The organism is Streptomyces durocortorensis, assembly GCF_031760065.1.
In the GTDB taxonomy this organism is placed as follows: Bacteria; Actinomycetota; Actinomycetes; order Streptomycetales; family Streptomycetaceae; genus Streptomyces.
Genome location: NZ_CP134500.1, coordinates 2573521 through 2594835, shown reverse-complemented (window position 1 = coordinate 2594835; position 21315 = coordinate 2573521). Strand labels below are relative to the sequence as shown.

Annotated in this window: 13 protein-coding genes and 3 rRNA genes; 11 read left to right on the top strand and 5 right to left on the bottom strand. The window is 66.7% G+C overall.

The window, feature by feature from the left end; translation table 11 throughout:
• Window positions 1-101 precede the first annotated feature (101 nt).
• The 4 genes from RI138_RS11380 to rrf all read left to right on the top strand — a co-directional run bounded on the left by RI138_RS11380 (window position 102) and on the right by rrf (window position 6954).
• Window positions 102-1109: a stage II sporulation protein M gene (locus tag RI138_RS11380; protein ID WP_096627077.1), complete on the top strand. Its 1008-nt coding sequence runs from the start codon at window positions 102-104 to the stop codon at window positions 1107-1109.
• Between the two features lie 698 nt (window positions 1110-1807).
• A 16S ribosomal RNA gene (locus RI138_RS11375) occupies window positions 1808-3332 on the top strand.
• Window positions 3333-3637: 305 nt separating this feature from the next.
• Window positions 3638-6758: ribosomal RNA gene (locus tag RI138_RS11370) — 23S ribosomal RNA — on the top strand.
• Between the two features lie 79 nt (window positions 6759-6837).
• A 5S ribosomal RNA gene (gene rrf, locus RI138_RS11365) occupies window positions 6838-6954 on the top strand.
• Together the 16S, 23S and 5S rRNA genes form the textbook arrangement of a ribosomal RNA operon.
• Window positions 6955-7118: 164 nt before the next feature.
• On the opposite strand, the gene RI138_RS11360 is transcribed toward rrf, so the two are convergent.
• Genes RI138_RS11360 through RI138_RS11340 form a run of 5 tightly spaced genes read right to left on the bottom strand, consistent with a single transcriptional unit; the run spans window position 7119 to window position 12608 of the window.
• Window positions 7119-8432: a DUF58 domain-containing protein gene (locus tag RI138_RS11360; RefSeq protein ID WP_311119816.1), complete on the bottom strand. Its 1314-nt coding sequence runs from the start codon at window positions 8430-8432 to the stop codon at window positions 7119-7121.
• Between the two features lie 10 nt (window positions 8433-8442).
• On the bottom strand, window positions 8443-9471 hold the full coding sequence (locus RI138_RS11355) for an AAA family ATPase (protein ID WP_398862793.1): 1029 nt from the start codon (window positions 9469-9471) through the stop codon (window positions 8443-8445).
• Window positions 9468-10706 carry a DUF4350 domain-containing protein gene (locus tag RI138_RS11350; RefSeq protein WP_311119815.1) on the bottom strand — a complete coding sequence of 413 codons (1239 nt, stop codon included), beginning with the start codon at window positions 10704-10706 and terminating at the stop codon, window positions 9468-9470. The genes RI138_RS11355 and RI138_RS11350 overlap by 4 nt, the downstream gene beginning before the upstream one ends.
• Window positions 10703-11392 (bottom strand): DUF4129 domain-containing protein, encoded by a 690-nt coding sequence (locus RI138_RS11345; RefSeq protein WP_311119814.1) that lies wholly within the window; start codon window positions 11390-11392, stop codon window positions 10703-10705. Before RI138_RS11345 ends, RI138_RS11350 begins: the two co-directional genes overlap by 4 nt.
• Before the next feature lie 4 nt (window positions 11393-11396).
• Complete coding sequence (locus RI138_RS11340; protein WP_311119813.1) at window positions 11397-12608, bottom strand: hypothetical protein; 1212 nt, start codon at window positions 12606-12608, stop codon at window positions 11397-11399.
• Between the two features lie 140 nt (window positions 12609-12748).
• Here RI138_RS11340 and mtnA point away from each other — a divergent pair, with 140 nt between their 5' ends.
• The 7 genes from mtnA (at window position 12749) to RI138_RS11305 (ending at window position 21291) form a co-directional block, all read left to right on the top strand.
• Window positions 12749-13891 carry an S-methyl-5-thioribose-1-phosphate isomerase gene (gene mtnA / locus RI138_RS11335; RefSeq protein WP_311119812.1) on the top strand — a complete coding sequence of 381 codons (1143 nt, stop codon included), beginning with the start codon at window positions 12749-12751 and terminating at the stop codon, window positions 13889-13891.
• A gap of 4 nt (window positions 13892-13895) precedes the next feature.
• The gene (gene mtrA, locus RI138_RS11330; RefSeq protein ID WP_007448372.1) at window positions 13896-14585 is read left to right on the top strand and encodes a two-component system response regulator MtrA; all 690 of its coding nucleotides are present in this window, start codon (window positions 13896-13898) and stop codon (window positions 14583-14585) included.
• 1 nt (window position 14586) lies between these two features.
• Window positions 14587-16626 (top strand): MtrAB system histidine kinase MtrB, encoded by a 2040-nt coding sequence (gene mtrB / locus RI138_RS11325; RefSeq protein ID WP_311119811.1) that lies wholly within the window; start codon window positions 14587-14589, stop codon window positions 16624-16626.
• Between the two features lie 28 nt (window positions 16627-16654).
• Window positions 16655-18490, top strand: coding sequence for an LpqB family beta-propeller domain-containing protein (locus RI138_RS11320; RefSeq protein ID WP_311122854.1), 1836 nt, complete (start codon window positions 16655-16657; stop codon window positions 18488-18490).
• A gap of 119 nt (window positions 18491-18609) precedes the next feature.
• Complete coding sequence (locus RI138_RS11315) at window positions 18610-19338, top strand: ComF family protein (RefSeq protein WP_311119810.1); 729 nt, start codon at window positions 18610-18612, stop codon at window positions 19336-19338.
• A 326-nt stretch (window positions 19339-19664) separates the two neighbouring features.
• Complete coding sequence (gene hpf, locus RI138_RS11310; RefSeq protein WP_096630220.1) at window positions 19665-20354, top strand: ribosome hibernation-promoting factor, HPF/YfiA family; 690 nt, start codon at window positions 19665-19667, stop codon at window positions 20352-20354.
• A 181-nt stretch (window positions 20355-20535) separates the two neighbouring features.
• Window positions 20536-21291: a response regulator transcription factor gene (locus RI138_RS11305; protein WP_311119809.1), complete on the top strand. Its 756-nt coding sequence runs from the start codon at window positions 20536-20538 to the stop codon at window positions 21289-21291.
• Window positions 21292-21315 lie beyond the last annotated feature (24 nt).

Genomic DNA, 21315 nt, shown 5'->3' with positions numbered 1-21315 from the left:
GACCTTCTCTGCCCCAGCCGGGCCCAGTCTGCCAAGCTGACCGGCAGCGCGCCGCAGTAGTACGGACCCGTACGCACCCTTGCCAGGAGCAACAGCCGCCCATGGACCTCGACGTCTTCGTCACCGCCCACCGCACGGAGTGGGACCGCCTCGAACACCTCCTGCGCCGAGGGCGCCGCCTCACCGGCGCGGAAGCGGACGAGCTGGTCGTCCTCTACCAGCGCACGGCGACCCACCTCTCGCTGGTCCAGTCGAGCACCCCCGACCCCGTGCTCACCGCCCGCCTCACCCAGCTCGTGGCCCGTGCCCGGTCGACGGTGACCGGCAGCCGCAAGGCGTCCTGGCGCGACGCGACCCGATTCCTCACAGCAGGGTTTCCCGCAGCGGTCTACCGCTCGCGTCACTGGTGGGTCCCCACCGCCATCCTGTCCACCGCACTGGCAGCGCTCATGGGCTGGTGGATAGGCACACACCCCGAGGTCCAGGCCGCGATAGCCGCTCCGGAGGAGCTCCGGGCGATGACCCGGCCGGGCGGGGAGTACGAGGCCTACTACTCCAGCCACCCCGCGGCATCGTTCGCGGCCCAGGTATGGACGAACAACGCGCAGGCCGCGGCGCTGTGCCTGATCCTGGGCGCGTTCCTCTGCATACCGGTGCTCTGGATCCTGTTCCTCAACATGCTGAACCTGGCCGTCGGCATCGGCCTGATGTCCTCCGCGGGCCGCCTGGACGTGTTCCTCGGCCTGGTTCTGCCCCACGGTCTGCTCGAACTCACCGCCGTATTCGTCGCTGCCGGCACGGGGCTCCGCCTCGGCTGGACGGTGATCGACCCCGGCCCCCTGTCACGCCGGACAGCTCTGGCCCAGCAGGGCCGTGCAGCGTTGGGCATGGCGATCGGCCTGGCTCTGGTCCTGTTCGTATCAGGGCTCATCGAGGGCTTCGTGACCCCCTCCGGCCTTCCGACCTGGGCAAGGATCACGATCGGTATCGCCGCTGAGCTGGCATTTCTCGCGTACGTCTACATCCTGGGCGGCCGCGCGGCACGAGTCGGCGACACGGGCGACCTGGCGGCCGTCGAACGGAGCGCCGAGCTTCCCTCCGCAGCCTGACCGTCGATGTGCGATCGCCCCTGCCGAGCTGCTAGTGTCCTTCTCGCCCACAAAAACCGTTGACACGGCGGATGTGGGGAGGTAGATTTTAACGGTTGCCTCGGACTAGACAGGTTCGAGCCAACCGCGTAAGATCTACCTTGCTCGTGCAGGGAATGTTTGCTCATTCCGCCGAGCCGCCCCGATCTCCTTTATCTCAAGCCTTCCGGTCGCTCACTTCGCACCGAAAACTTCTGATAAAGTCGGATCAGCCGAAAGGCAAGGCCATTCCACAGGCCACCGGAAATCGAATTCGGACCGGAAACGGAACGAAAAAGAGTCTGGTAAAGTTGGAACCGCCGGAAAGGGAAAACGCGAAAGCGAAGAACCTCGAAAGCACCCCGCTTCGACCGGGAATCGGACACGAAAGAGTCTGATAGAGTCGGAAACGCAAGAACGAAGGGAAGCGCCCGGAGGGCCCCGGTGAAACGGGACCGAAGGAAGCGTCCGTTCCTTGAGAACTCAACAGCGTGCCAAAAGTCAACGCCAGATATGTTGATACCCCGGCCTGCACCTGGTGCAGGTTGGAGGTTCCTTTGAAAGTCCTACGGTCGCCATGTGCGGCGGTAGGCAACAACACAGCGAGGACGCTGTGAACAACGGGTCTTATTCCGACCGGTTGTTCCGCTCTCGTGTGTGCACCCGATTACGGGTAAACATTCACGGAGAGTTTGATCCTGGCTCAGGACGAACGCTGGCGGCGTGCTTAACACATGCAAGTCGAACGATGAAGCCTTTCGGGGTGGATTAGTGGCGAACGGGTGAGTAACACGTGGGCAATCTGCCCTTCACTCTGGGACAAGCCCTGGAAACGGGGTCTAATACCGGATAACACTCTGTCCCGCATGGGACGGGGTTAAAAGCTCCGGCGGTGAAGGATGAGCCCGCGGCCTATCAGCTTGTTGGTGGGGTAATGGCCTACCAAGGCGACGACGGGTAGCCGGCCTGAGAGGGCGACCGGCCACACTGGGACTGAGACACGGCCCAGACTCCTACGGGAGGCAGCAGTGGGGAATATTGCACAATGGGCGAAAGCCTGATGCAGCGACGCCGCGTGAGGGATGACGGCCTTCGGGTTGTAAACCTCTTTCAGCAGGGAAGAAGCGAAAGTGACGGTACCTGCAGAAGAAGCGCCGGCTAACTACGTGCCAGCAGCCGCGGTAATACGTAGGGCGCAAGCGTTGTCCGGAATTATTGGGCGTAAAGAGCTCGTAGGCGGCTTGTCACGTCGGATGTGAAAGCCCGGGGCTTAACCCCGGGTCTGCATTCGATACGGGCTAGCTAGAGTGTGGTAGGGGAGATCGGAATTCCTGGTGTAGCGGTGAAATGCGCAGATATCAGGAGGAACACCGGTGGCGAAGGCGGATCTCTGGGCCATTACTGACGCTGAGGAGCGAAAGCGTGGGGAGCGAACAGGATTAGATACCCTGGTAGTCCACGCCGTAAACGTTGGGAACTAGGTGTTGGCGACATTCCACGTCGTCGGTGCCGCAGCTAACGCATTAAGTTCCCCGCCTGGGGAGTACGGCCGCAAGGCTAAAACTCAAAGGAATTGACGGGGGCCCGCACAAGCAGCGGAGCATGTGGCTTAATTCGACGCAACGCGAAGAACCTTACCAAGGCTTGACATATACCGGAAAGCATCAGAGATGGTGCCCCCTTGTGGTCGGTATACAGGTGGTGCATGGCTGTCGTCAGCTCGTGTCGTGAGATGTTGGGTTAAGTCCCGCAACGAGCGCAACCCTTGTTCTGTGTTGCCAGCATGCCCTTCGGGGTGATGGGGACTCACAGGAGACTGCCGGGGTCAACTCGGAGGAAGGTGGGGACGACGTCAAGTCATCATGCCCCTTATGTCTTGGGCTGCACACGTGCTACAATGGCCGGTACAATGAGCTGCGATGCCGTGAGGCGGAGCGAATCTCAAAAAGCCGGTCTCAGTTCGGATTGGGGTCTGCAACTCGACCCCATGAAGTCGGAGTTGCTAGTAATCGCAGATCAGCATTGCTGCGGTGAATACGTTCCCGGGCCTTGTACACACCGCCCGTCACGTCACGAAAGTCGGTAACACCCGAAGCCGGTGGCCCAACCCCTTGTGGGAGGGAGCTGTCGAAGGTGGGACTGGCGATTGGGACGAAGTCGTAACAAGGTAGCCGTACCGGAAGGTGCGGCTGGATCACCTCCTTTCTAAGGAGCACTTCTTACCAGGCTTCGGTTTGGTCAGAGGCCAGTACACCGGCGAGTGTTCGGTGCTGGTTGCTCATGGGTGGAACGTTGACTATTCGGCACGATTGGTTGGTCACTGTTAGTACTGCTCTTCGGGGCGTGGAACGTGGTGGTGGATCGGTCGGGTCGGGCACGTTGTTGGGTATCTGAGGGTATGGCCGTTTGGCTGTCCTTCGATCCGGCCCCAGTGAACTCGTCCCTTCGGGGGTGGGGTGGTGGGTGGCTGGTCGTTGTTTGAGAACTGCACAGTGGACGCGAGCATCTGTGGCCAAGTTTTTAAGGGCGCACGGTGGATGCCTTGGCACCAGGAACCGATGAAGGACGTGGGAGGCCACGATAGTCCCCGGGGAGCTGTCAACCAAGCTTTGATCCGGGGGTTTCCGAATGGGGAAACCCGGCAGTCGTCATGGGCTGTCACCCGCTGCTGAACACATAGGCAGTGTGGAGGGAACGAGGGGAAGTGAAACATCTCAGTACCCTCAGGAAGAGAAAACAACCGTGATTCCGGGAGTAGTGGCGAGCGAAACTGGATGAGGCCAAACCGTATGCGTGTGATACCCGGCAGGGGTTGCGCATGCGGGGTTGTGGGAGTTCTCTTGATCAATCTGCCGGTTGGTCGGCGAGTCAGAAACCGTTGGTGTAGGCGAAGGACATGCGAAAGGTCCGGCGTAGAGGGTAAGACCCCCGTAGCTGAAACATCAACGGCTCGTTTGAGAACCACCCAAGTAGCACGGGGCCCGAGAAATCCCGTGTGAATCTGGCGGGACCACCCGCTAAGCCTAAATATTCCCTGGTGACCGATAGCGGATAGTACCGTGAGGGAATGGTGAAAAGTACCGCGGGAGCGGAGTGAAATAGTACCTGAAACCGTGTGCCTACAAGCCGTGGGAGCGTCGCTGGCAGCACTTGTGCTGTCAGTCGTGACTGCGTGCCTTTGAAGAATGAGCCTGCGAGTTAGCGGTGTGTAGCGAGGTTAACCCGTGTGGGGAAGCCGTAGCGAAAGCGAGTCCGAATAGGGCGTTTGAGTTGCACGCTCTAGACCCGAAGCGGAGTGATCTAGCCATGGGCAGGTTGAAGCGGAGGTAAGACTTCGTGGAGGACCGAACCCACCAGGGTTGAAAACCTGGGGATGACCTGTGGTTAGGGGTGAAAGGCCAATCAAACTCCGTGATAGCTGGTTCTCCCCGAAATGCATTTAGGTGCAGCGTCGTGTGTTTCTTGCCGGAGGTAGAGCACTGGATAGGCGATGGGCCCTACCGGGTTACTGACCTTAGCCAAACTCCGAATGCCGGTAAGTGAGAGCGCGGCAGTGAGACTGTGGGGATAAGCTCCATGGTCGAGAGGAAACAGCCCAGAGCATCGACTAAGGCCCCTAAGCGTACGCTAAGTGGGAAAGGATGTGGAGTCGCAGAGACAACCAGGAGGTTGGCTTAGAAGCAGCCACCCTTGAAAGAGTGCGTAATAGCTCACTGGTCAAGTGATTCCGCGCCGACAATGTAGCGGGGCTCAAGCGTACCGCCGAAGTCGTGTCATTCACACATATAGGGCCAACGCCTGTGTGGATGGGTAGGGGAGCGTCGTGTGCCGGGTGAAGCAGCCGCGGAAGCGAGTTGTGGACGGTTCACGAGTGAGAATGCAGGCATGAGTAGCGATACACACGTGAGAAACGTGTGCGCCGATTGACTAAGGGTTCCTGGGTCAAGCTGATCTGCCCAGGGTAAGTCGGGACCTAAGGCGAGGCCGACAGGCGTAGTCGATGGACAACCGGTTGATATTCCGGTACCCGCTTTGAAACGCCCAGTACTGAATCAGGCGATGCTAAGTCCGTGAAGCCGGCCCGATCTCTTCGGAGTTGAGGGTAGTGGTGGAGCCGATGAACCAGACTTGTAGTAGGTAAGCGATGGGGTGACGCAGGAAGGTAGTCCAGCCCGGGCGGTGGTTGTCCCGGGGTAAGGGTGTAGCCCGTGTGGTAGGTAAATCCGTCACACATTAAGGGTGAGACCTGATGCCGAGCCGATTGTGGTGAAGTGGATGATCCTATGCTGTCGAGAAAAGCCTCTAGCGAGTTTCATGGCGGCCCGTACCCTAAACCGACTCAGGTGGTCAGGTAGAGAATACCGAGGCGTTCGGGTGAACTATGGTTAAGGAACTCGGCAAAATGCCCCCGTAACTTCGGGAGAAGGGGGGCCATCACTGGTGATCCGATTTACTCGGTGAGCTGGGGGTGGCCGCAGAGACCAGCGAGAAGCGACTGTTTACTAAAAACACAGGTCCGTGCGAAGCCGTAAGGCGATGTATACGGACTGACGCCTGCCCGGTGCTGGAACGTTAAGGGGACCGGTTAGCTGACTTTCGGGTTGGCGAAGCTGAGAACTTAAGCGCCAGTAAACGGCGGTGGTAACTATAACCATCCTAAGGTAGCGAAATTCCTTGTCGGGTAAGTTCCGACCTGCACGAATGGCGTAACGACTTCTCGACTGTCTCAACCATAGGCCCGGTGAAATTGCACTACGAGTAAAGATGCTCGTTTCGCGCAGCAGGACGGAAAGACCCCGGGACCTTTACTACAGTTTGATATTGGTGTTCGGTTCGGCTTGTGTAGGATAGGTGGGAGACTTTGAAGCGGCCACGCCAGTGGTTGTGGAGTCGTCGTTGAAATACCACTCTGGTCGTGCTGGATGTCTAACCTGGGTCCGTGATCCGGATCAGGGACAGTGTCTGATGGGTAGTTTAACTGGGGCGGTTGCCTCCTAAAGAGTAACGGAGGCGCCCAAAGGTTCCCTCAGCCTGGTTGGCAATCAGGTGTTGAGTGTAAGTGCACAAGGGAGCTTGACTGTGAGACCGACGGGTCGAGCAGGGACGAAAGTCGGGACTAGTGATCCGGCAGTGGCTTGTGGAAGCGCTGTCGCTCAACGGATAAAAGGTACCCCGGGGATAACAGGCTGATCTTCCCCAAGAGTCCATATCGACGGGATGGTTTGGCACCTCGATGTCGGCTCGTCGCATCCTGGGGCTGGAGTCGGTCCCAAGGGTTGGGCTGTTCGCCCATTAAAGCGGTACGCGAGCTGGGTTTAGAACGTCGTGAGACAGTTCGGTCCCTATCCGCTGTGCGCGTAGGAATATTGAGAAGGGCTGTCCCTAGTACGAGAGGACCGGGACGGACGAACCTCTGGTGTGCCAGTTGTCCTGCCAAGGGCATGGCTGGTTGGCTACGTTCGGAAAGGATAACCGCTGAAAGCATCTAAGCGGGAAGCCTGCTTCGAGATGAGTATTCCCACCCTCTTGAGGGGTTAAGGCTCCCAGTAGACGACTGGGTTGATAGGCCAGATGTGGAAGCCCGGTAACGGGTGGAGCTGACTGGTACTAATAGGCCGAGGGCTTGTCCTCAGTTGCTCGCGTCCACTGTGTTAGTTCTGAAATAACGAACGGCCGTGTTGTTGTCCGGTGTTGGTTAATTTCATAGTGTTTCGGTGGTCATTGCGTTAGGGAAACGCCCGGTTACATTCCGAACCCGGAAGCTAAGCCTTTCAGCGCCGATGGTACTGCAGGGGGGACCCTGTGGGAGAGTAGGACGCCGCCGAACAATTTTTCCGGGAAAGCCCCGTACCGCAAGGTACGGGGCTTTTCTGCATTCCGGGGAGGGTAATGCTGCCCCTGGGCCCGTGAACTCCCTCCTCCTCCCTCTCTCGTCTGGGAGAGGGAGGAGGAGGCCACGCCACGCAGCAGCGCGACGGTTTTCCGAGTGTTCTAGAGACGCCCTGCGGACTTCAGCGCCAGATAGGCGTCGGCAAGTGCGGGAGCAAGACCGTCTGGAGTGGCATCCACGACCGTCACGCCGTGGCGCCGGAGCCTGTCCGCCGTGCGCCGGCGGTCGGCCTGGGCCTGACGTGCGGCGGCGGCTTCGTACACGGCCTCCACTGTCCCCCGGCCTTCCGCCATCTCCTCGACCCGGGGGTCGGACACCGCGGCCAGGAGGACCGTGTGGCGCTGGGTGAGCTGGGGCAGCACCGGTAGGAGGCCCTCCTCGATGGGGGCGGCCTCCAGCGTCGTCAGGAGCACGATCAGGGAGCCGCGGGGGGCGTCCGTGAGGGCTGCGGTGCTGAGGCCTCGGGAGTCCGTTTCGACGAGCTCCGGCTCCAAGGTTGCCAGAGAGTTGACTACGGTCGCCAGGACGTCGCCCGCGGCGGTACGGCCCTGCACCCGGGCTCGGACGCGGCGGTCGTAGGCGAGGAGGTTCACACGGTCACCTGCTCGGGTCGCGAGTGCGGTGAGCAGGAGGGTGGCGTCCATCGCGGCGTCGAGCCGGGGAGCGTCGCCCACCCGGCCTGCGGATGTGCGCCCGGTGTCGAGGACGATCAGGATGTGGCGGTCGCGTTCGGGACGCCAGGTTCGCACTGCGACGGCGGACTGGCGCGCGGTGGCCCGCCAGTCGATGGACCGGGTGTCGTCCCCGGGTACGTAGGCCCGGAGGCTGTCGAACTCCGTGCCCTCACCACGTGTCAGAACGCTGGTGCGACCGTCGAGTTCCCGCAGCCGGGCCAGCCTGGACGGCAGGTGCTTGCGGCTGGTGAACGGTGGCAGGACCCGTACGGTCCATGGGGCTCGGTGATGGCCCTGGCGTGCGGCTAGGCCCAGCGGGCCGTACGAGCGGACCGTGATGCGTTCGGCCTGGCGGTCGCCGCGACGCGTGGGGCGCAGAACGGTGGTCAGGCGGCGCTGTTCCCCGGCGGGGACCGTCAGCGTGTGACGGGAAGCGGTGCGGTCGGTGCCCGTGGGCCAGCTGCTGGGGGGCCAGGCGTCCCGCAACTGGGCCCGGAGGCGGCGTCGCGAGCTGTTGGTCACGGTGAGTTGCACCTCGGCCGCGTCGCCGAGTCGAACGGATGTGTCACCGGATCGGGTGAATCGGAGCGTTCGCACTGGTGCTGCCAGGGCGTAGTCGCACAGAATCGCTAGTGAGAGCGGTGCGTTGACCGCGACCATCCCCATCCAGCTCGGGGCGAGGATGCCTACGGGGAGTGACCCCAGGGCGGCAAGCAGTGCGGTACGTCCGGTGAGGGCCATGGTCACCGCCTCATCGGGGTACGGGGACGTGAGCGAGCACCGAGGTGATGACGGAGTCAGCAGTGACTCCCTCCATCTCAGCCTCGGGCCGCAGGTGGATGCGATGACGGAGCGTGGGGAGTGCGAGGGCCTTCACATCGTCCGGGATGACGTAGTCCCGGCCGGTGAGCCAGGCCCAGGCGCGGGCGGTCGACAGCAGTGCGGTGGCGCCTCGGGGGGAGACGCCGAGGGCGAGTGAGGGGGAATCGCGCGTGGCACGGCAGATATCCACGACGTAACCGGCGATCTCGGGGGAGACGGTCGTCTTCGCGACGGCTTCTCGTGCTGCTTCCAGGTCCGCGGGACCGGCGACCGGCCGTATCCCGGCGGCCTTCAGGTCGCGCGGGTTGAAGCCGTCGGCATGACGGGTGAGCACGTCGATCTCGTCCTGCCGCGAGGGGAGAGGGACCGTCAGCTTGAGCAGGAACCGGTCCAGTTGGGCCTCGGGCAGAGGATAGGTGCCTTCGTACTCGACGGGGTTCTGGGTCGCGGCGACAAGGAAGGGGTCCGGCAGCGGCCGGGGTGTTCCGTCGACGGTGACCTGGCGTTCCTCCATGGCCTCCAGGAGGGACGACTGGGTCTTGGGAGGGGTGCGGTTGATCTCGTCGGCGAGCAGCAGGTGAGTGAAGACGGGTCCCGGCTGGAAGGAGAACTCGGCAGTGCGTGCGTCATAGACCAATGAGCCCGTGACATCGCTCGGCATCAGGTCGGGAGTGAACTGGACGCGCTTGGTGTCGAGTTCGAGGGACGCGGCGAGCGCACGCACCAGGAGGGTCTTGGCGACGCCGGGCACGCCTTCGAGCAGAACGTGACCTCGGCAGAGCAGTGCCACGACGAGTCCGGTAACTGCGGGGTCCTGGCCGACGACCGCCTTCGCGATCTCGGAGCGGAGGGCTTCGAGGGACGCGCGGGCGCTGTCGGACGGCTCCGGTTCCGCGGGAGCCATGGGGCCGGTGGGGGCCACCGGGGGCTCGGTCGGCTCGGGGGTCGGGGCGCTCATGAAGTGCGTACCTCTCTTTCGAGGGCGTCGAGTTGATCGGCAAGGAGGACAAGGGCCGTGTCGGTGGCCGGAGCCGGACCGAAGAGCAGGGTGCTGAGGTCGTGGTCCGGGTCGGGGATGCGTGCGGACACGGCAGGGAGGAGGACTACGGAGGTGTGGGCGTCACGGGCGGGCACACCGATGAGGGAAGCGATGCGGGCGCGGGAGGCGGATCGGAAGGCTTCGGCGGCTCGGTCGCGGGCGTTGGCCTTGCGGTAGAGGAGGGCGCGGCCTTCGGTGGATTCGGACGCGCGGATGGCTACGGGCAGTCGTTCCGTCACCAGGGGGCCGAGGCGGCGGGCTCGCCAGACTGCGGCGAGGACTGCGGCGAGGAAGAGCTGCAGGGTTCCCCACAGCCAGCCGGAGGGGATGAGGTCGAGGAAGTTGCTCTCGCTGCCTGTGTCTTCTCGCGCCTCTTCCCCATCCCTGTCACCGGAAGCGCCGTCGTCGGCCGTGGCCGAAGGATCAGCCAGAGAGGGGAGGTACCAGACGAGATGCGGTCGGGATCCGAGGAGTTGGAGAGCGAGCGAGGCGTTGCCCTGCTGGTCGAGGCGCTCGTTGTGGAGGAAGTCGGGGGAGCCGAGGACGACCGTGTCGCCGTCCTGCCCATCCGGGAGTACGACCAGGCTGGGGTGACCGTCGCTCGGATAGCAGGCGATGGCTGTGGTGTTCCGCGTCGTGTAGCGGATGCCGCCCATGTCCGCTGTGCCTGCCCTGCGAGCGGTGGGCAGGTCGCACGCAGCGGCGAGGGCGCTCACCGCGCGGTGGGGCTCGGCGCGTACGCCGGGGGCCAGGCGGGAGACCGCGCGTACGCCGGGGGCGATCAGGAGGGTACGTCCGGCGGAGGCGGACGTGGCCTCGGTCAGGCGGTGTTGCTGCGTGGGCGTGAGGAGGTTGGGGCCTGCGACGAGCAGAGTGGTGTCGGGACCCGTGGCGCCGGTCGCTTCGTCGAGGGTGGTGGCGACGGTGACGGATATGCCGCGCGCCTTGAGGAGTTCGGCCACGGCTCGGCTGCCCTTGGGGTCTGTGGAGCGGGGGTCGAGCTGTCCGTGGTTCCCGCCGGAGCGTACGGCGGCGAAGGAGATGCCGGCGATGACGAGGACGAGGACGACGATCAGGAAGCCTCTGGCCCGGGCCCAGACCTGGTGCGCGGTGGGCGCTGTCGAGGTGGGGGAAGGGGTGGTCGCCGGGGTCATCCGGTGGCTCCTCGGGCGGTGCCGGGCAGCAGGGGTTTGGCCTCGTCGAGTTCGAGGTCGAGGGCGCGCAGGGCCAGATACGCCGACTGGTCCGCCGTGCGGCCGCCGTATGTGACGTCGTCGAAGTTCCGGGCGGCGGCCCGGAGGCGGGCGGTGTGTTCGGGCAGAGTGCGCCCTGCCTCGGCTGCGGCTTCGTCCGCGGTGCGGCCCGGGCGCGGGTCGAGCAGGGCTCGTTCCTCCAGGGAGCGGACGATGGCGCGCATGCGTTCCTGCACGGCTTCGGTCCAGCGCAGGGCTGCGGCGTGTGCCTCGGCTGCGGCGCGGTGCTGGGTCGCGCTGCGGGGGCCGTCGCTGTCGAAGAGGGCGTCCGAGGCGCGGGAGGTGCGCTTCGGAGTGCCGAGCCGCCACCAGAGGGCGGCGGCCAGGCCGATGACGATGACGATCAGGATCACGAGGCCCGCCGGGCCACCGGGGGCGGCGCCCGCGGCGGCGTCGAACAGGCCGGAGACCCAGTCCCAGAACTGGTTCAGGGCGCGCTGGAGGAAGTTCGGGTCGTTCTCGTGGTACATCGGTTTGGACAGCTCGCTCTCGGCTGCCTCCCGGGCGGGCACCCGCGGAGTGTCCACGGGTATGTCGCCCGCTCCGGTGCCCGACCGTGCTGCTGTGGTGCCCCCCGCCCCCGACACCGCATCAGCTCCTGGGGTTGTCGACGTCGTAGCCGGGCAGGCCCGCGGCCCGTGCGAGGTCGAGGTCGAGTGCTTCGCGGCGGATGCGCTGGTCCATGTAGAGCAGGGCCATCACGCCTGCGATGAACGGGTAGACCAGCGTCGAGATGATCACTTCACCGATGCCCGAGACGATCAGGAAGGGCCAGCCGAAGGATGGGGGGTTGCTGCTGAAGAACTCGCTGAGGGCGGTTCCGTCGGCGATCACCGCGATGACGCCGAACGGGATGGAGATGAGGAAGGCCATCAGGAAGGTCATCAGCCAGGTCAGGGCCAGGATTCCGAAGGTGCGCCACCAGGCGCCGCGGACGAGCTTGGCGGACCTGCGCAGTGCGGCGACGATGCTCTGGCGTTCCAGCATCAGGGCGGGGGCGGAGAGGGCGAAGCTGACGTGCAGCCAGAGCACCACGATGCAGGCGGCGGCGAAGCCGAGGAAGGCGAGCGCAGCACCGGCCCCGGAGCCCAGCAGCAGGCCGGGGCCGATACCGATGGTCATGATCACGACCATGAGCAGGGCCAGCAGCACGGTCAGTCCGAGCAGCGGGAGGATCCGAGGGCGGGCCTCGGCCCAGGCGTCGGCGAGCGAGGTGGGGCGGCCCAGTACCGAGCGGCTGATCACCACGGTCACGACGGACGCCGTGAAGAGTGTCGCGATCATCGTGATGAGAGTGGCCGGGGCAAGGGAGAACAGGGTCGACCGGGCGGACTCGGAGGCCTGTCGGATGGCTTCGGCACCGGTGGCGTTCGGGTCGACGGTGGTCGGTTCCGGCAGGAGGTAGCGCTGCAGGAGGATGATGGCGATCTGGGCGATCACGGAGACCGCGAGGCTGAAGCCGAGCGCGGTGCGCCAGTGCGCGCGGAGCGCGGAGACGGAGCCGTCCAGGATCTCCCCGAGGTTCAGGGGGCGCAGCGGGATGACGCCGGGCTTCGCGGTGGGCGGCGGTCCTGCCCAGCCCTGTCGCTGGGGGCCGCCTCCCCATCCGGAGGCGGGCGGAGGTGCGCCGGAGCCGCTGCCGGGGGTGCTCGGTGGGGACCACTGCCCGGCAGGCGGTTGCTCGGGGGACCACTGTCCCGTCGGGCCGCTTCCGTCCTGGGGGTCGGAGGGGCGGGGAATCGCCGTCTCCTTGCCGTCGGAGGGGGCAGATCCGGGCGAAGCCCAGCCCGGAGAGTCGTTCATTCTCGCTCCTTCACCGTCCTGACCGCTCATCGGGGCGGCAGGTTGGCAGCCATCGTGCCACGCGACGGTCCGCTAGGGATCAGCCGCTCTATCTCCTGCGCACCTTCATTTGTGGGCGGCTCACCGGGCAGACTGGGCAGATGGCTGATCAGGACGCGCAATCGCCGGCGGGCATCGAGCCTCCCGCGCTTCCCGTACTTCGCTGGGACGAACCTCCCGAAGGCCCCGTGCTGGTGCTCCTCGACCAGACTCGGCTGCCCGCCGATGAGGTCGAGCTGGTGTGCACCGATGTGCCCGCGCTGGTGCGCGCGATCCGGGCGCTGGCGGTGCGAGGGGCTCCGCTGCTCGGGATCGCCGGGGGGTACGGGGTGGCGCTCGCGGCGGCGCGGGGCTACGACGTGGCGGAGGCCGCCGGTCTGCTGGAGCGGGCGCGGCCCACCGCGGTGAACCTCGGCTACGGGGTGCGACGGGTGGCCCAGGCCTACTGGACGGTCGCCGAGAAGGGCGGCGGTGAGGTGGCCGCTGCCGCGGCGGCGCTGTCCGAAGCGCGGGCGCTGCACCGGGAGGACGCGCAGGCCAGCAGGCGTATGGCGGAGTACGGGGTGGCGTTGCTGGACGAGCTGCTACCGGGCGGCGGGCACCAGCTGCTCACCCACTGCAACACCGGGGCACTGGTCTCCGGAGGCGAGGGGACGGCCTTCGCGGTGGCGTTGAGGGTGCACCGGCAGGGGCGGCTGCGGCGGCTGTGGGTGGACGAGACGCGGCCGCTGCTCCAGGGGGCGCGGCTGACCGCGTACGAGGCGGCGCGCAACGGGTTGGCGTACAGCCTGCTCACGGACAATGCGGCGGGCTCGCTGTTCGCCGCCGGGGAGGTGGATGCCGTGCTCATCGGTGCGGACCGCATCGCCGCGGACGGCTCGGTGGCCAACAAGGTGGGGAGCTATCCGTTGGCCGTGCTCGCGAAGTACCACCACGTTCCCTTCATCGTGGTGGCGCCGACGACGACCGTGGATTTGGAGACCCCGGACGGCACATCGATCATCGTCGAGCAGCGTTCCGGGCAAGAAGTGACGGAGCTCACATCGCCGAATGGTGTAGCGGCCGGCGGAGGAGGCGGGATGGTCGTCGCACCCCTCGGAGCCCCGGCGTACAACCCGGCCTTCGACATCACACCGCCGGAATTGATCACGGCGATCGTCACCGAGGAGGGTGTCATTTCCCCGGTCACGGGGGTCGGACTGGCAGAGCTGTGTGCCAGGTCATCGCAGGTAACGATTAGCTAATGGGATGATGTCGATTATGAAGGGACGCGTCCTTGTCGTCGACGACGACACCGCACTGGCCGAGATGCTCGGGATTGTGCTGCGTGGAGAAGGTTTCGAGCCGTCGTTCGTAGCGGACGGCGACAAGGCACTGGCTGCATTTCGTGAGGCCAAGCCGGACCTGGTGCTGCTCGACCTCATGCTGCCCGGAAGGGACGGCATCGAGGTGTGCAGGCTGATCAGGGCCGAGTCCGGTGTGCCGATCGTCATGCTCACTGCCAAGAGCGACACCGTCGATGTCGTGGTCGGCCTGGAGTCAGGTGCCGACGACTACATCGTCAAGCCGTTCAAACCTAAGGAGCTGGTGGCCCGGATCAGGGCACGTCTGCGGCGGTCCGAAGAGCCCGCCCCGGAGCAGCTGACCATCGGTGACCTGGTCATCGACGTGGCAGGGCACTCCGTGAAGCGGGAGGGGCAGTCCATCGCCCTGACCCCGCTGGAGTTCGACCTGCTGGTCGCGCTCGCCCGTAAGCCATGGCAGGTCTTCACCCGTGAAGTCCTGCTGGAGCAGGTATGGGGTTACCGCCACGCGGCCGACACCCGCCTGGTGAATGTGCACGTTCAGCGTCTGCGTTCCAAGGTCGAGAAGGACCCGGAGCGGCCGGAGATCGTGGTGACGGTCCGAGGCGTCGGCTACAAGGCCGGACCGAGCTGAGATGGCCCGAGGCAGCGCTGCTCCGGGACCCGGGGAGCCGGGAGTCCGTACGGAGCGGGCTGCCGCCCCGGGACGAAAGGCATCTCGTATGAGCCGTTTCCTGCGGGGCGGCCGGTTGTTCGAGGACCGGACGCCCGGCGGGCCGGTACCGCGCTTGCTGATGCGGTGGGTCCGTCGTCCGCTGCTGCCCGCCGTCCGGTTGTGGCGGCGTAATCTGCAGCTCCGCGTCGTCGCGGGGACCCTGCTGATGTCGATGGCTGTCGTGCTGCTGCTCGGGTTCGTCGTGATCGGGCAGGTGCGCAACGGGCTGCTCGACGCGAAGGGCAAGGCCGCCCAGACCCAGGCCGCCGGTGGTTTCGCCGCGGCCCAGGAGAAGGCCAATGCCGCCCTCGCCCCCGACGGGCAGGGGAGCGGCGACACCGACGGTATGACCGGCAGCACCTCCTGGCGTACCGAGCTCGTCGACCAGCTCGCCAGTGGCGGCAAGAACGCGTTCAACGTGGTGGCGCTCAGCGCCGACTCCGTGAACGAAGGCGCGAGCAATCGCGCGCCGCGCGGTTCGGGCAGTGTCGAGGCATCCAGCGTGCCCGAGCGCCTGCGCGAGGACGTCGGCAAGGGCCAGGGCGCGTTTCAGACGTACTCCGAGATCCGGTATTCGTACGGCAAGGAGCCCCAGCCGGGGCTCGTCGTCGGCAAGCGGCTCTACGACATCGACCAGCACCCCTACGAGCTCTACTACCTCTTCCCGCTCACGCAGGAGGAGAAGTCGCTGTCGCTGGTCAAGACAACGCTGGCGACCGCCGGGGTGTTCGTTGTCGTGCTCCTCGGAGCCATCGCCTGGTTCGTGGTGCGGCAGGTCGTCACGCCGGTGCGGATGGCCGCCGGAATCGCCGAGCGGCTCTCGGCGGGCAAACTCCAGGAACGGATGAAGGTCACCGGCGAGGACGACATCGCCCGGCTCGGTGAGGCCTTCAACAAGATGGCCCAGAATCTCCAGCTGAAGATCCAGCAGCTGGAGGAGCTCTCCCGGATGCAGCGGCGCTTCGTCTCGGACGTCTCGCACGAGCTGCGGACCCCGCTCACGACCGTACGGATGGCGGCCGACGTCATCCATGAGGCGCGTGTCGACTTCGACCCCGTCACCGCACGCTCCGCCGAACTCCTGGGCGACCAGCTCGACCGATTCGAGTCGCTGCTCTCCGACCTGCTGGAGATCAGCCGCTTCGACGCGGGCGCGGCGGCCCTGGAGGCCGAGCCGATAGACCTGCGGACCGTGGTCCACCGGGTGATCGGTGGTGCCGAGCCGCTCGCCGAGCGCAAGGGCAGCCGAATCCTGGTCATCGGCGACGACCAGCCGGTGATAGCCGAGGCGGACGCCCGTCGGGTGGAGCGCGTCCTGCGTAACCTCGTGGTCAACGCCGTCGAGCACGGTGAGGGCCGGGACGTCGTGGTGCGGATGGGCGTGGCGCAGGGCGCTGTTGCCGTGGCCGTCCGCGACTACGGGGTCGGGCTCAAGCCCGGCGAGGCGACCCGCGTCTTCAACCGCTTCTGGCGCGCCGACCCGGCGCGGGCCCGGACGACCGGCGGGACCGGTCTTGGCCTGTCGATCGCCGTCGAGGACGCCCGGCTGCACGGCGGCTGGCTCCAGGCATGGGGCGAGCCGGGCGGCGGGTCCCAGTTCCGGCTGACCCTGCCGCGTACGGCGGACGAGCCGCTGCGTGGTTCGCCGATACCGCTGGAGCCCGAGGACTCCCGGCGCAACCGGGAGAATCGGGAGCGCGACGAGGCCACGCCGGCGGGGACGGGCGACCACCGTCTGATGTCCGTGCCGAACCAGCCCGGCGCAGGTGAGCGCTCGCCGTTGCCGGTGCCGGGGTGCCGCCCCGCTGTCGGGAACCCGGCGCCCGCGTCGGTGCACCCCGCGGCCCTGCCCGGCAGCGGAGCACGTGTCGTCGCGCGCCCGGCTCCCAAAGGTTCCGGTGGGCGCGCGGTCAACGGTGTACTGAATTCCGACCAGGAGGACACCACTCGTGGGTACTGACCGCTTTCAGCGCGGCCACGGACGCGCGGTGCGGCTGTCCGCGCTGATCGGCTGCGCCATCGTCGTGCTGGCCGGGTGCGGGTCGATGCCGACGACGGGGGACGTCAAAGCGGTCGACGCCTCGCAGCCGGACGACTCCCAGGTGCAGGTGTATGCCGTGGCGCCCCGGGAGGGCGCGCCGCCCAGCGAGATCGTCGACGGCTTCCTGGAGTCGATGACCAGTGACGATCCCGCGTTCGCGACCACGCGGAAGTACCTGAGCACCGACGCCCAGCGCACCTGGCAGCCCAGCGGGGGCATCACGGTCCTCGCCCAGGCTCCCAACCGCAGCGGGCCCCTCCTCCACGACGAGGCCAGCCGGGCCACCCGGGACACGGAGACGGCCTACACGCTGACCGGCCAGAAGGTCGCGGCGGTAGACGTCCAGAGCTCCTACCGGCCGCTCGCGCCCACCGACTACTCCCAGACCCTCCACCTGGTGCTGGAGAAGGGGCCGGACGGGGAGCAGGAATGGCGCATCGACGTCGTGCCGGACGGTCTGGTCCTCGGGCAGTCCGACTTCAAGCGGCTCTACCGTTCCGTGAACAAGTACTACTTCGCCACCGGGCGGACGGGCGGGCAGCGGATGCTCGTCGCCGACCCCGTCCACGTACGCAACGGCACCGATCCGGTCACGCGCATGAGCACGGCCACGCAGACCGTCACGACGCTGCTCGCCGGGCCGACGAACTGGCTGCGGCCGGTGGTCGACTCCCGGTTCCCGACCGGGACCGCGCTGCGCAAGGGCGTCACCGCGCTGGCGCCGGACGACCAGAACATCCTGAAGGTGCCGCTCAACGAGAAGGCGGACAAGGCCGACCGGAGCGCCTGCCGGATGATGGCCGCCCAGGTGCTCTACACCCTCGGGGACCTGACCTCGGCGCGGGTCGAGCGCGTGGAGCTGGAGGGCGGCCGCGGCAAGCTCTGCTCGCTGGACGCCGATGACGCCGAGGCGTTCTCCGCCGACAACGGCTCCGGAGGGCCCGACAGCCAGTACTTCATCAACGACAAGGGCCAGGTGGAGCGGCTTCCCGGCGCCGCCGAGGGCGACGTGACGCCCGAGCCGCTGGTCGGCCCCTTCGGTCTGGGCACGGTGCCGATGGGCTCGGTCGGGGTGTCCCGGGACGAGCGGCGGGCCGCCGCGGTGTCGGCCAACGGGGAGAACCTGTACGTGACCTCCCTGGAATCGGCGGACGAGCTGGCCGCGCCCCTGGTCACCAGCACCGCGAAGAAGGCCGCCGACCGGCTGTCCCCGCCGAGCTGGGACGGTCACGGGGACCTGTGGGTCGCCGACCGGAATCCGGCCGGTCCCCGGCTGCTGCGGCTGACCGGAGGAGCGGGGGAGCCCCAGGAGGTCCGGGTTCCGGGCCTGGACGGCAGCCGGATCGAAGCGCTCCGTATGTCGGCGGACGGGGTGCGGATCGCGCTGCTGCTGTCGAAGGACGGGCACACGACGCTGAAGATCGGCCGGGTCGAGCGTCGCGGGTCCGCGGTGTCGCCCGAGATCTCGGTCGAGGATCTCCGCCAGGCCGCACCGCAGCTCGCGGACGTGACGGCCATTTCCTGGTCCGGCCGCAGCCGTCTGGTGGTGGTCGGCAAGGAGGAGGGCGGAGTCCAGCAGGTGCGGTACGTGCAGGCGGACGGTTCCACGTCGTCTTCGGGTGCGCTGCCCGGGGTCAATCAGGTCGAGTCGGTCGCCGCGGCGGACGACGAACTGCTTCCCCTGATGGCGGAGACGGTGGACGACGGCATAGTGAGGCTCTCGCGCGGGGACAACTGGCAGACGGTCCTCAAGGAGGGCACCTCGCTGGTATACCCGGGCTGATCCCCTCCGATCCCGGCTGGTCAGGGGCAGGGGCAGGGGCTGGGTCTGGCCCAGGCCGGGCTGTGGCCGAGTTGTCCACAGGGGTGGTCCGGCTGCCCGGGGCCCGGCACAGTGGGCTCATGCGGGGCGTGTGGCGGGAGCTGTCCGATCTGGTCCTGCCGGTGTCCTGCGCAGGCTGCGGCAGACCGCGCACCGAGCTGTGCGCGGCCTGTGGAGCCGCGGTGCACGGCGCCCCGGCCCGCCGTGTTCGTCCTTCTCCCCGGCCCCCGGGGCTTCCGCCGGTGTACGCGGCGGCGCCGTACGAGAACGCCGTACGTGCGGTTCTGCTGGCCCACAAGGAGCGAGGGGCACTCGGGCTTGCGGGGGCGCTCGGGCGGGCCCTGGCGGGTTGTGTACGGGCCGGGACGGGGAGGCCGGGCGGTCCGGGCCCCCTCCTGCTCATCCCCGTGCCGTCGGCCCGGTCCGCGACGGCTGCGCGCGGTCACGATCCGGTGCGCAGGATCGCGGCGGCGGCCGCCCGGGACCTGCGCCGCACGGGTCTGCCCGCCCGGCTGGTCCCGGTGCTGCGCCAGCGGCGCACGGTCCTGGACCAGGCGGGGCTCGGGGCCCGTCGGCGGCGGGCGAATCTGGCCGGTGCACTGGAGCTCACGGCAGGGGGAGAGCGGCTGATCCGTCACGGCAGGGTGATCCTGGTGGACGATCTGTTGACGACAGGTTCGACCCTGGCGGAGGCGGCGCGGGCCGTCGGCGAGGGGCTCGGCGCCGACCGGGGGGCCGCCCGGCGCGCAACGTTCCGAGCGGTGGTCGTCGCAGCTTCTCCGTCCGCCTTCGAAACAAACCGGAACTGACCGAGAACTTGCATCGTTGCAGGTATCGAGAGGGCAATACCCCCTGAACGGAGGTACGTGCCAGTAGCGGGTGCCGAGACCCTGGTGTGCAGGCTATGTTCGGTTGTGAGGAACGGTGAATGCCGGACCTCGATGAATGCACCACCAGGTTTCGGGCAGGTAACTCACCGGTAGGAGAAGCACGCGAGTCGGTGGGGTTGCGACCCTTCCGGCGGGGGAGGAGGAGGCGAAAGCCACCGAGTCCGAGGCCCTGGCGATCGCCGGGGCCTGGTGCAAAAGGGAGATGCTCCGCCGCTGAGCGGAGCGATCCGGGAACGGAGTTCTGCGTGGACATCGTCGTCAAGGGCCGCAAGACCGAGGTGCCCGAGCGGTTCCGCAAGCACGTGGCCGAGAAGCTGAAGCTGGACAAGATCCAGAAGTTCGACGGCAAGGTGATCAGCCTCGACGTCGAGGTGTCCAAGGAGCCGAATCCCCGCCAGGCCGACCGTTCCGACCGGGTGGAGATCACGCTCCGCTCCAGGGGGCCGGTCATCCGGGCGGAAGCGGCAGCGGGCGACCCTTACGCAGCGCTCGACCTGGCCACCGGAAAGCTGGAGGCCCGGCTGCGCAAGCAGCACGACAAGCGCTACAGCCGCCGTGGCAACGGACGCCTGTCGGCTGCCGAGGTCGGGGACGTGGTTCCCGGCGTCGCCTCGTTCGACGAGGACGGCGAGTTGGTCGGCGACCAGTCGTCGGCACCCGTCCCCACCACGATGGTCGGCTCGCTCGAAGTGCAGGGCGAAGGGCCGCTCGTGATGCGCGAGAAGACCCACACCGCCGCACCGATGTCGCTCGATCAGGCGCTCTACGAGATGGAACTGGTCGGGCACGACTTCTACTTGTTCGTCGACTCCGAGACGAAGGAGCCCAGTGTCGTCTACCGGCGACACGCCTACGACTACGGCGTCATCCACTTGAGGACCGACCCGCTCGCCGCGGACGAAGCCGGTGGCGCGGGCGGCGCGCTCGGCGGCTGACGCCACTTTCGACGGTGTGCCCCTGGGGCGTTTTCCCGCCACCGGGGGCACCCGCGTACGAGCCCACGATCACCGTGGTCGCGCCTGGGCATGGAATCATGGCGGCCCGAGCCAATCGGTGCTCCGCGAAGTGCCGTTGGCGAACGACCGAGACAGGCCGTGGCCTTCAGGGGGAGGAACGATGGCGGACACCTTCGGGCCCGTGCGCGATGCGCATCACTCCGACGACGACGCCGGTGCGTATACCGGCGCGGACGCGGACGCCGCTTCACGCAAGGAGCCCATCCGGGTCCTCGTGGTCGATGACCACGCGCTCTTCCGCAGGGGTCTGGAGATCGTCCTCGCGCAGGAGGAGGACATCCAGGTCATCGGCGAGGCCGGAGACGGCTCCGAGGCCGTCGACAAGGCCGCCGACCTGCTGCCCGACATCGTCCTGATGGATGTCAGGATGCCCAAACGCGGTGGCATCGAGGCCTGTACCTCCATCAAGGAGGTGGCCCCCAGCGCGAAGATCATCATGCTGACGATCAGCGACGAGGAGGCCGACCTCTACGACGCGATCAAGGCGGGCGCCACCGGATACCTCCTCAAGGAGATCTCCACCGACGAGGTGGCCACGGCCATTCGCGCGGTCGCTGACGGACAGTCCCAGATCAGTCCTTCCATGGCCTCCAAGCTGCTCACCGAGTTCAAATCGATGATCCAGCGCACCGACGAGCGACGGCTCGTTCCGGCGCCCCGGCTCACCGAACGGGAGCTGGAAGTGCTGAAGCTCGTGGCGACCGGCATGAACAACCGGGATATTGCCAAGGAGTTGTTCATTTCCGAGAACACGGTGAAGAACCACGTCCGCAATATCCTGGAGAAATTGCAGCTCCACTCCCGGATGGAAGCCGTGGTCTACGCCATGCGCGAGAAGATTCTTGAGATCAGGTAACGGTCCCGCTTCTCCCCTACGGGA

Excerpts from the sequence above, each read along its gene's own strand:
- RI138_RS11360 (WP_311119816.1), bottom strand. The coding sequence starts at position 8,432 with ATGGCCCTCACCGGACGTACCGCACTGCTTGCCGCCCTGGGGTCACTC.
- mtrA (WP_007448372.1), top strand. The coding sequence starts at position 13,896 with ATGATGTCGATTATGAAGGGACGCGTCCTTGTCGTCGACGACGACACC.
- RI138_RS11355 (WP_398862793.1), bottom strand. The coding sequence starts at position 9,471 with ATGAGCGCCCCGACCCCCGAGCCGACCGAGCCCCCGGTGGCCCCCACC.
- RI138_RS11340 (WP_311119813.1), bottom strand. The coding sequence starts at position 12,608 with ATGAACGACTCTCCGGGCTGGGCTTCGCCCGGATCTGCCCCCTCCGAC.
- RI138_RS11315 (WP_311119810.1), top strand. The coding sequence starts at position 18,610 with ATGCGGGGCGTGTGGCGGGAGCTGTCCGATCTGGTCCTGCCGGTGTCC.
- RI138_RS11350 (WP_311119815.1), bottom strand. The coding sequence starts at position 10,706 with ATGACCCCGGCGACCACCCCTTCCCCCACCTCGACAGCGCCCACCGCG.
- mtnA (WP_311119812.1), top strand. The coding sequence starts at position 12,749 with ATGGCTGATCAGGACGCGCAATCGCCGGCGGGCATCGAGCCTCCCGCG.
- mtrB (WP_311119811.1), top strand. The coding sequence starts at position 14,587 with ATGGCCCGAGGCAGCGCTGCTCCGGGACCCGGGGAGCCGGGAGTCCGT.
- RI138_RS11380 (WP_096627077.1), top strand. The coding sequence starts at position 102 with ATGGACCTCGACGTCTTCGTCACCGCCCACCGCACGGAGTGGGACCGC.
- RI138_RS11305 (WP_311119809.1), top strand. The coding sequence starts at position 20,536 with ATGGCGGACACCTTCGGGCCCGTGCGCGATGCGCATCACTCCGACGAC.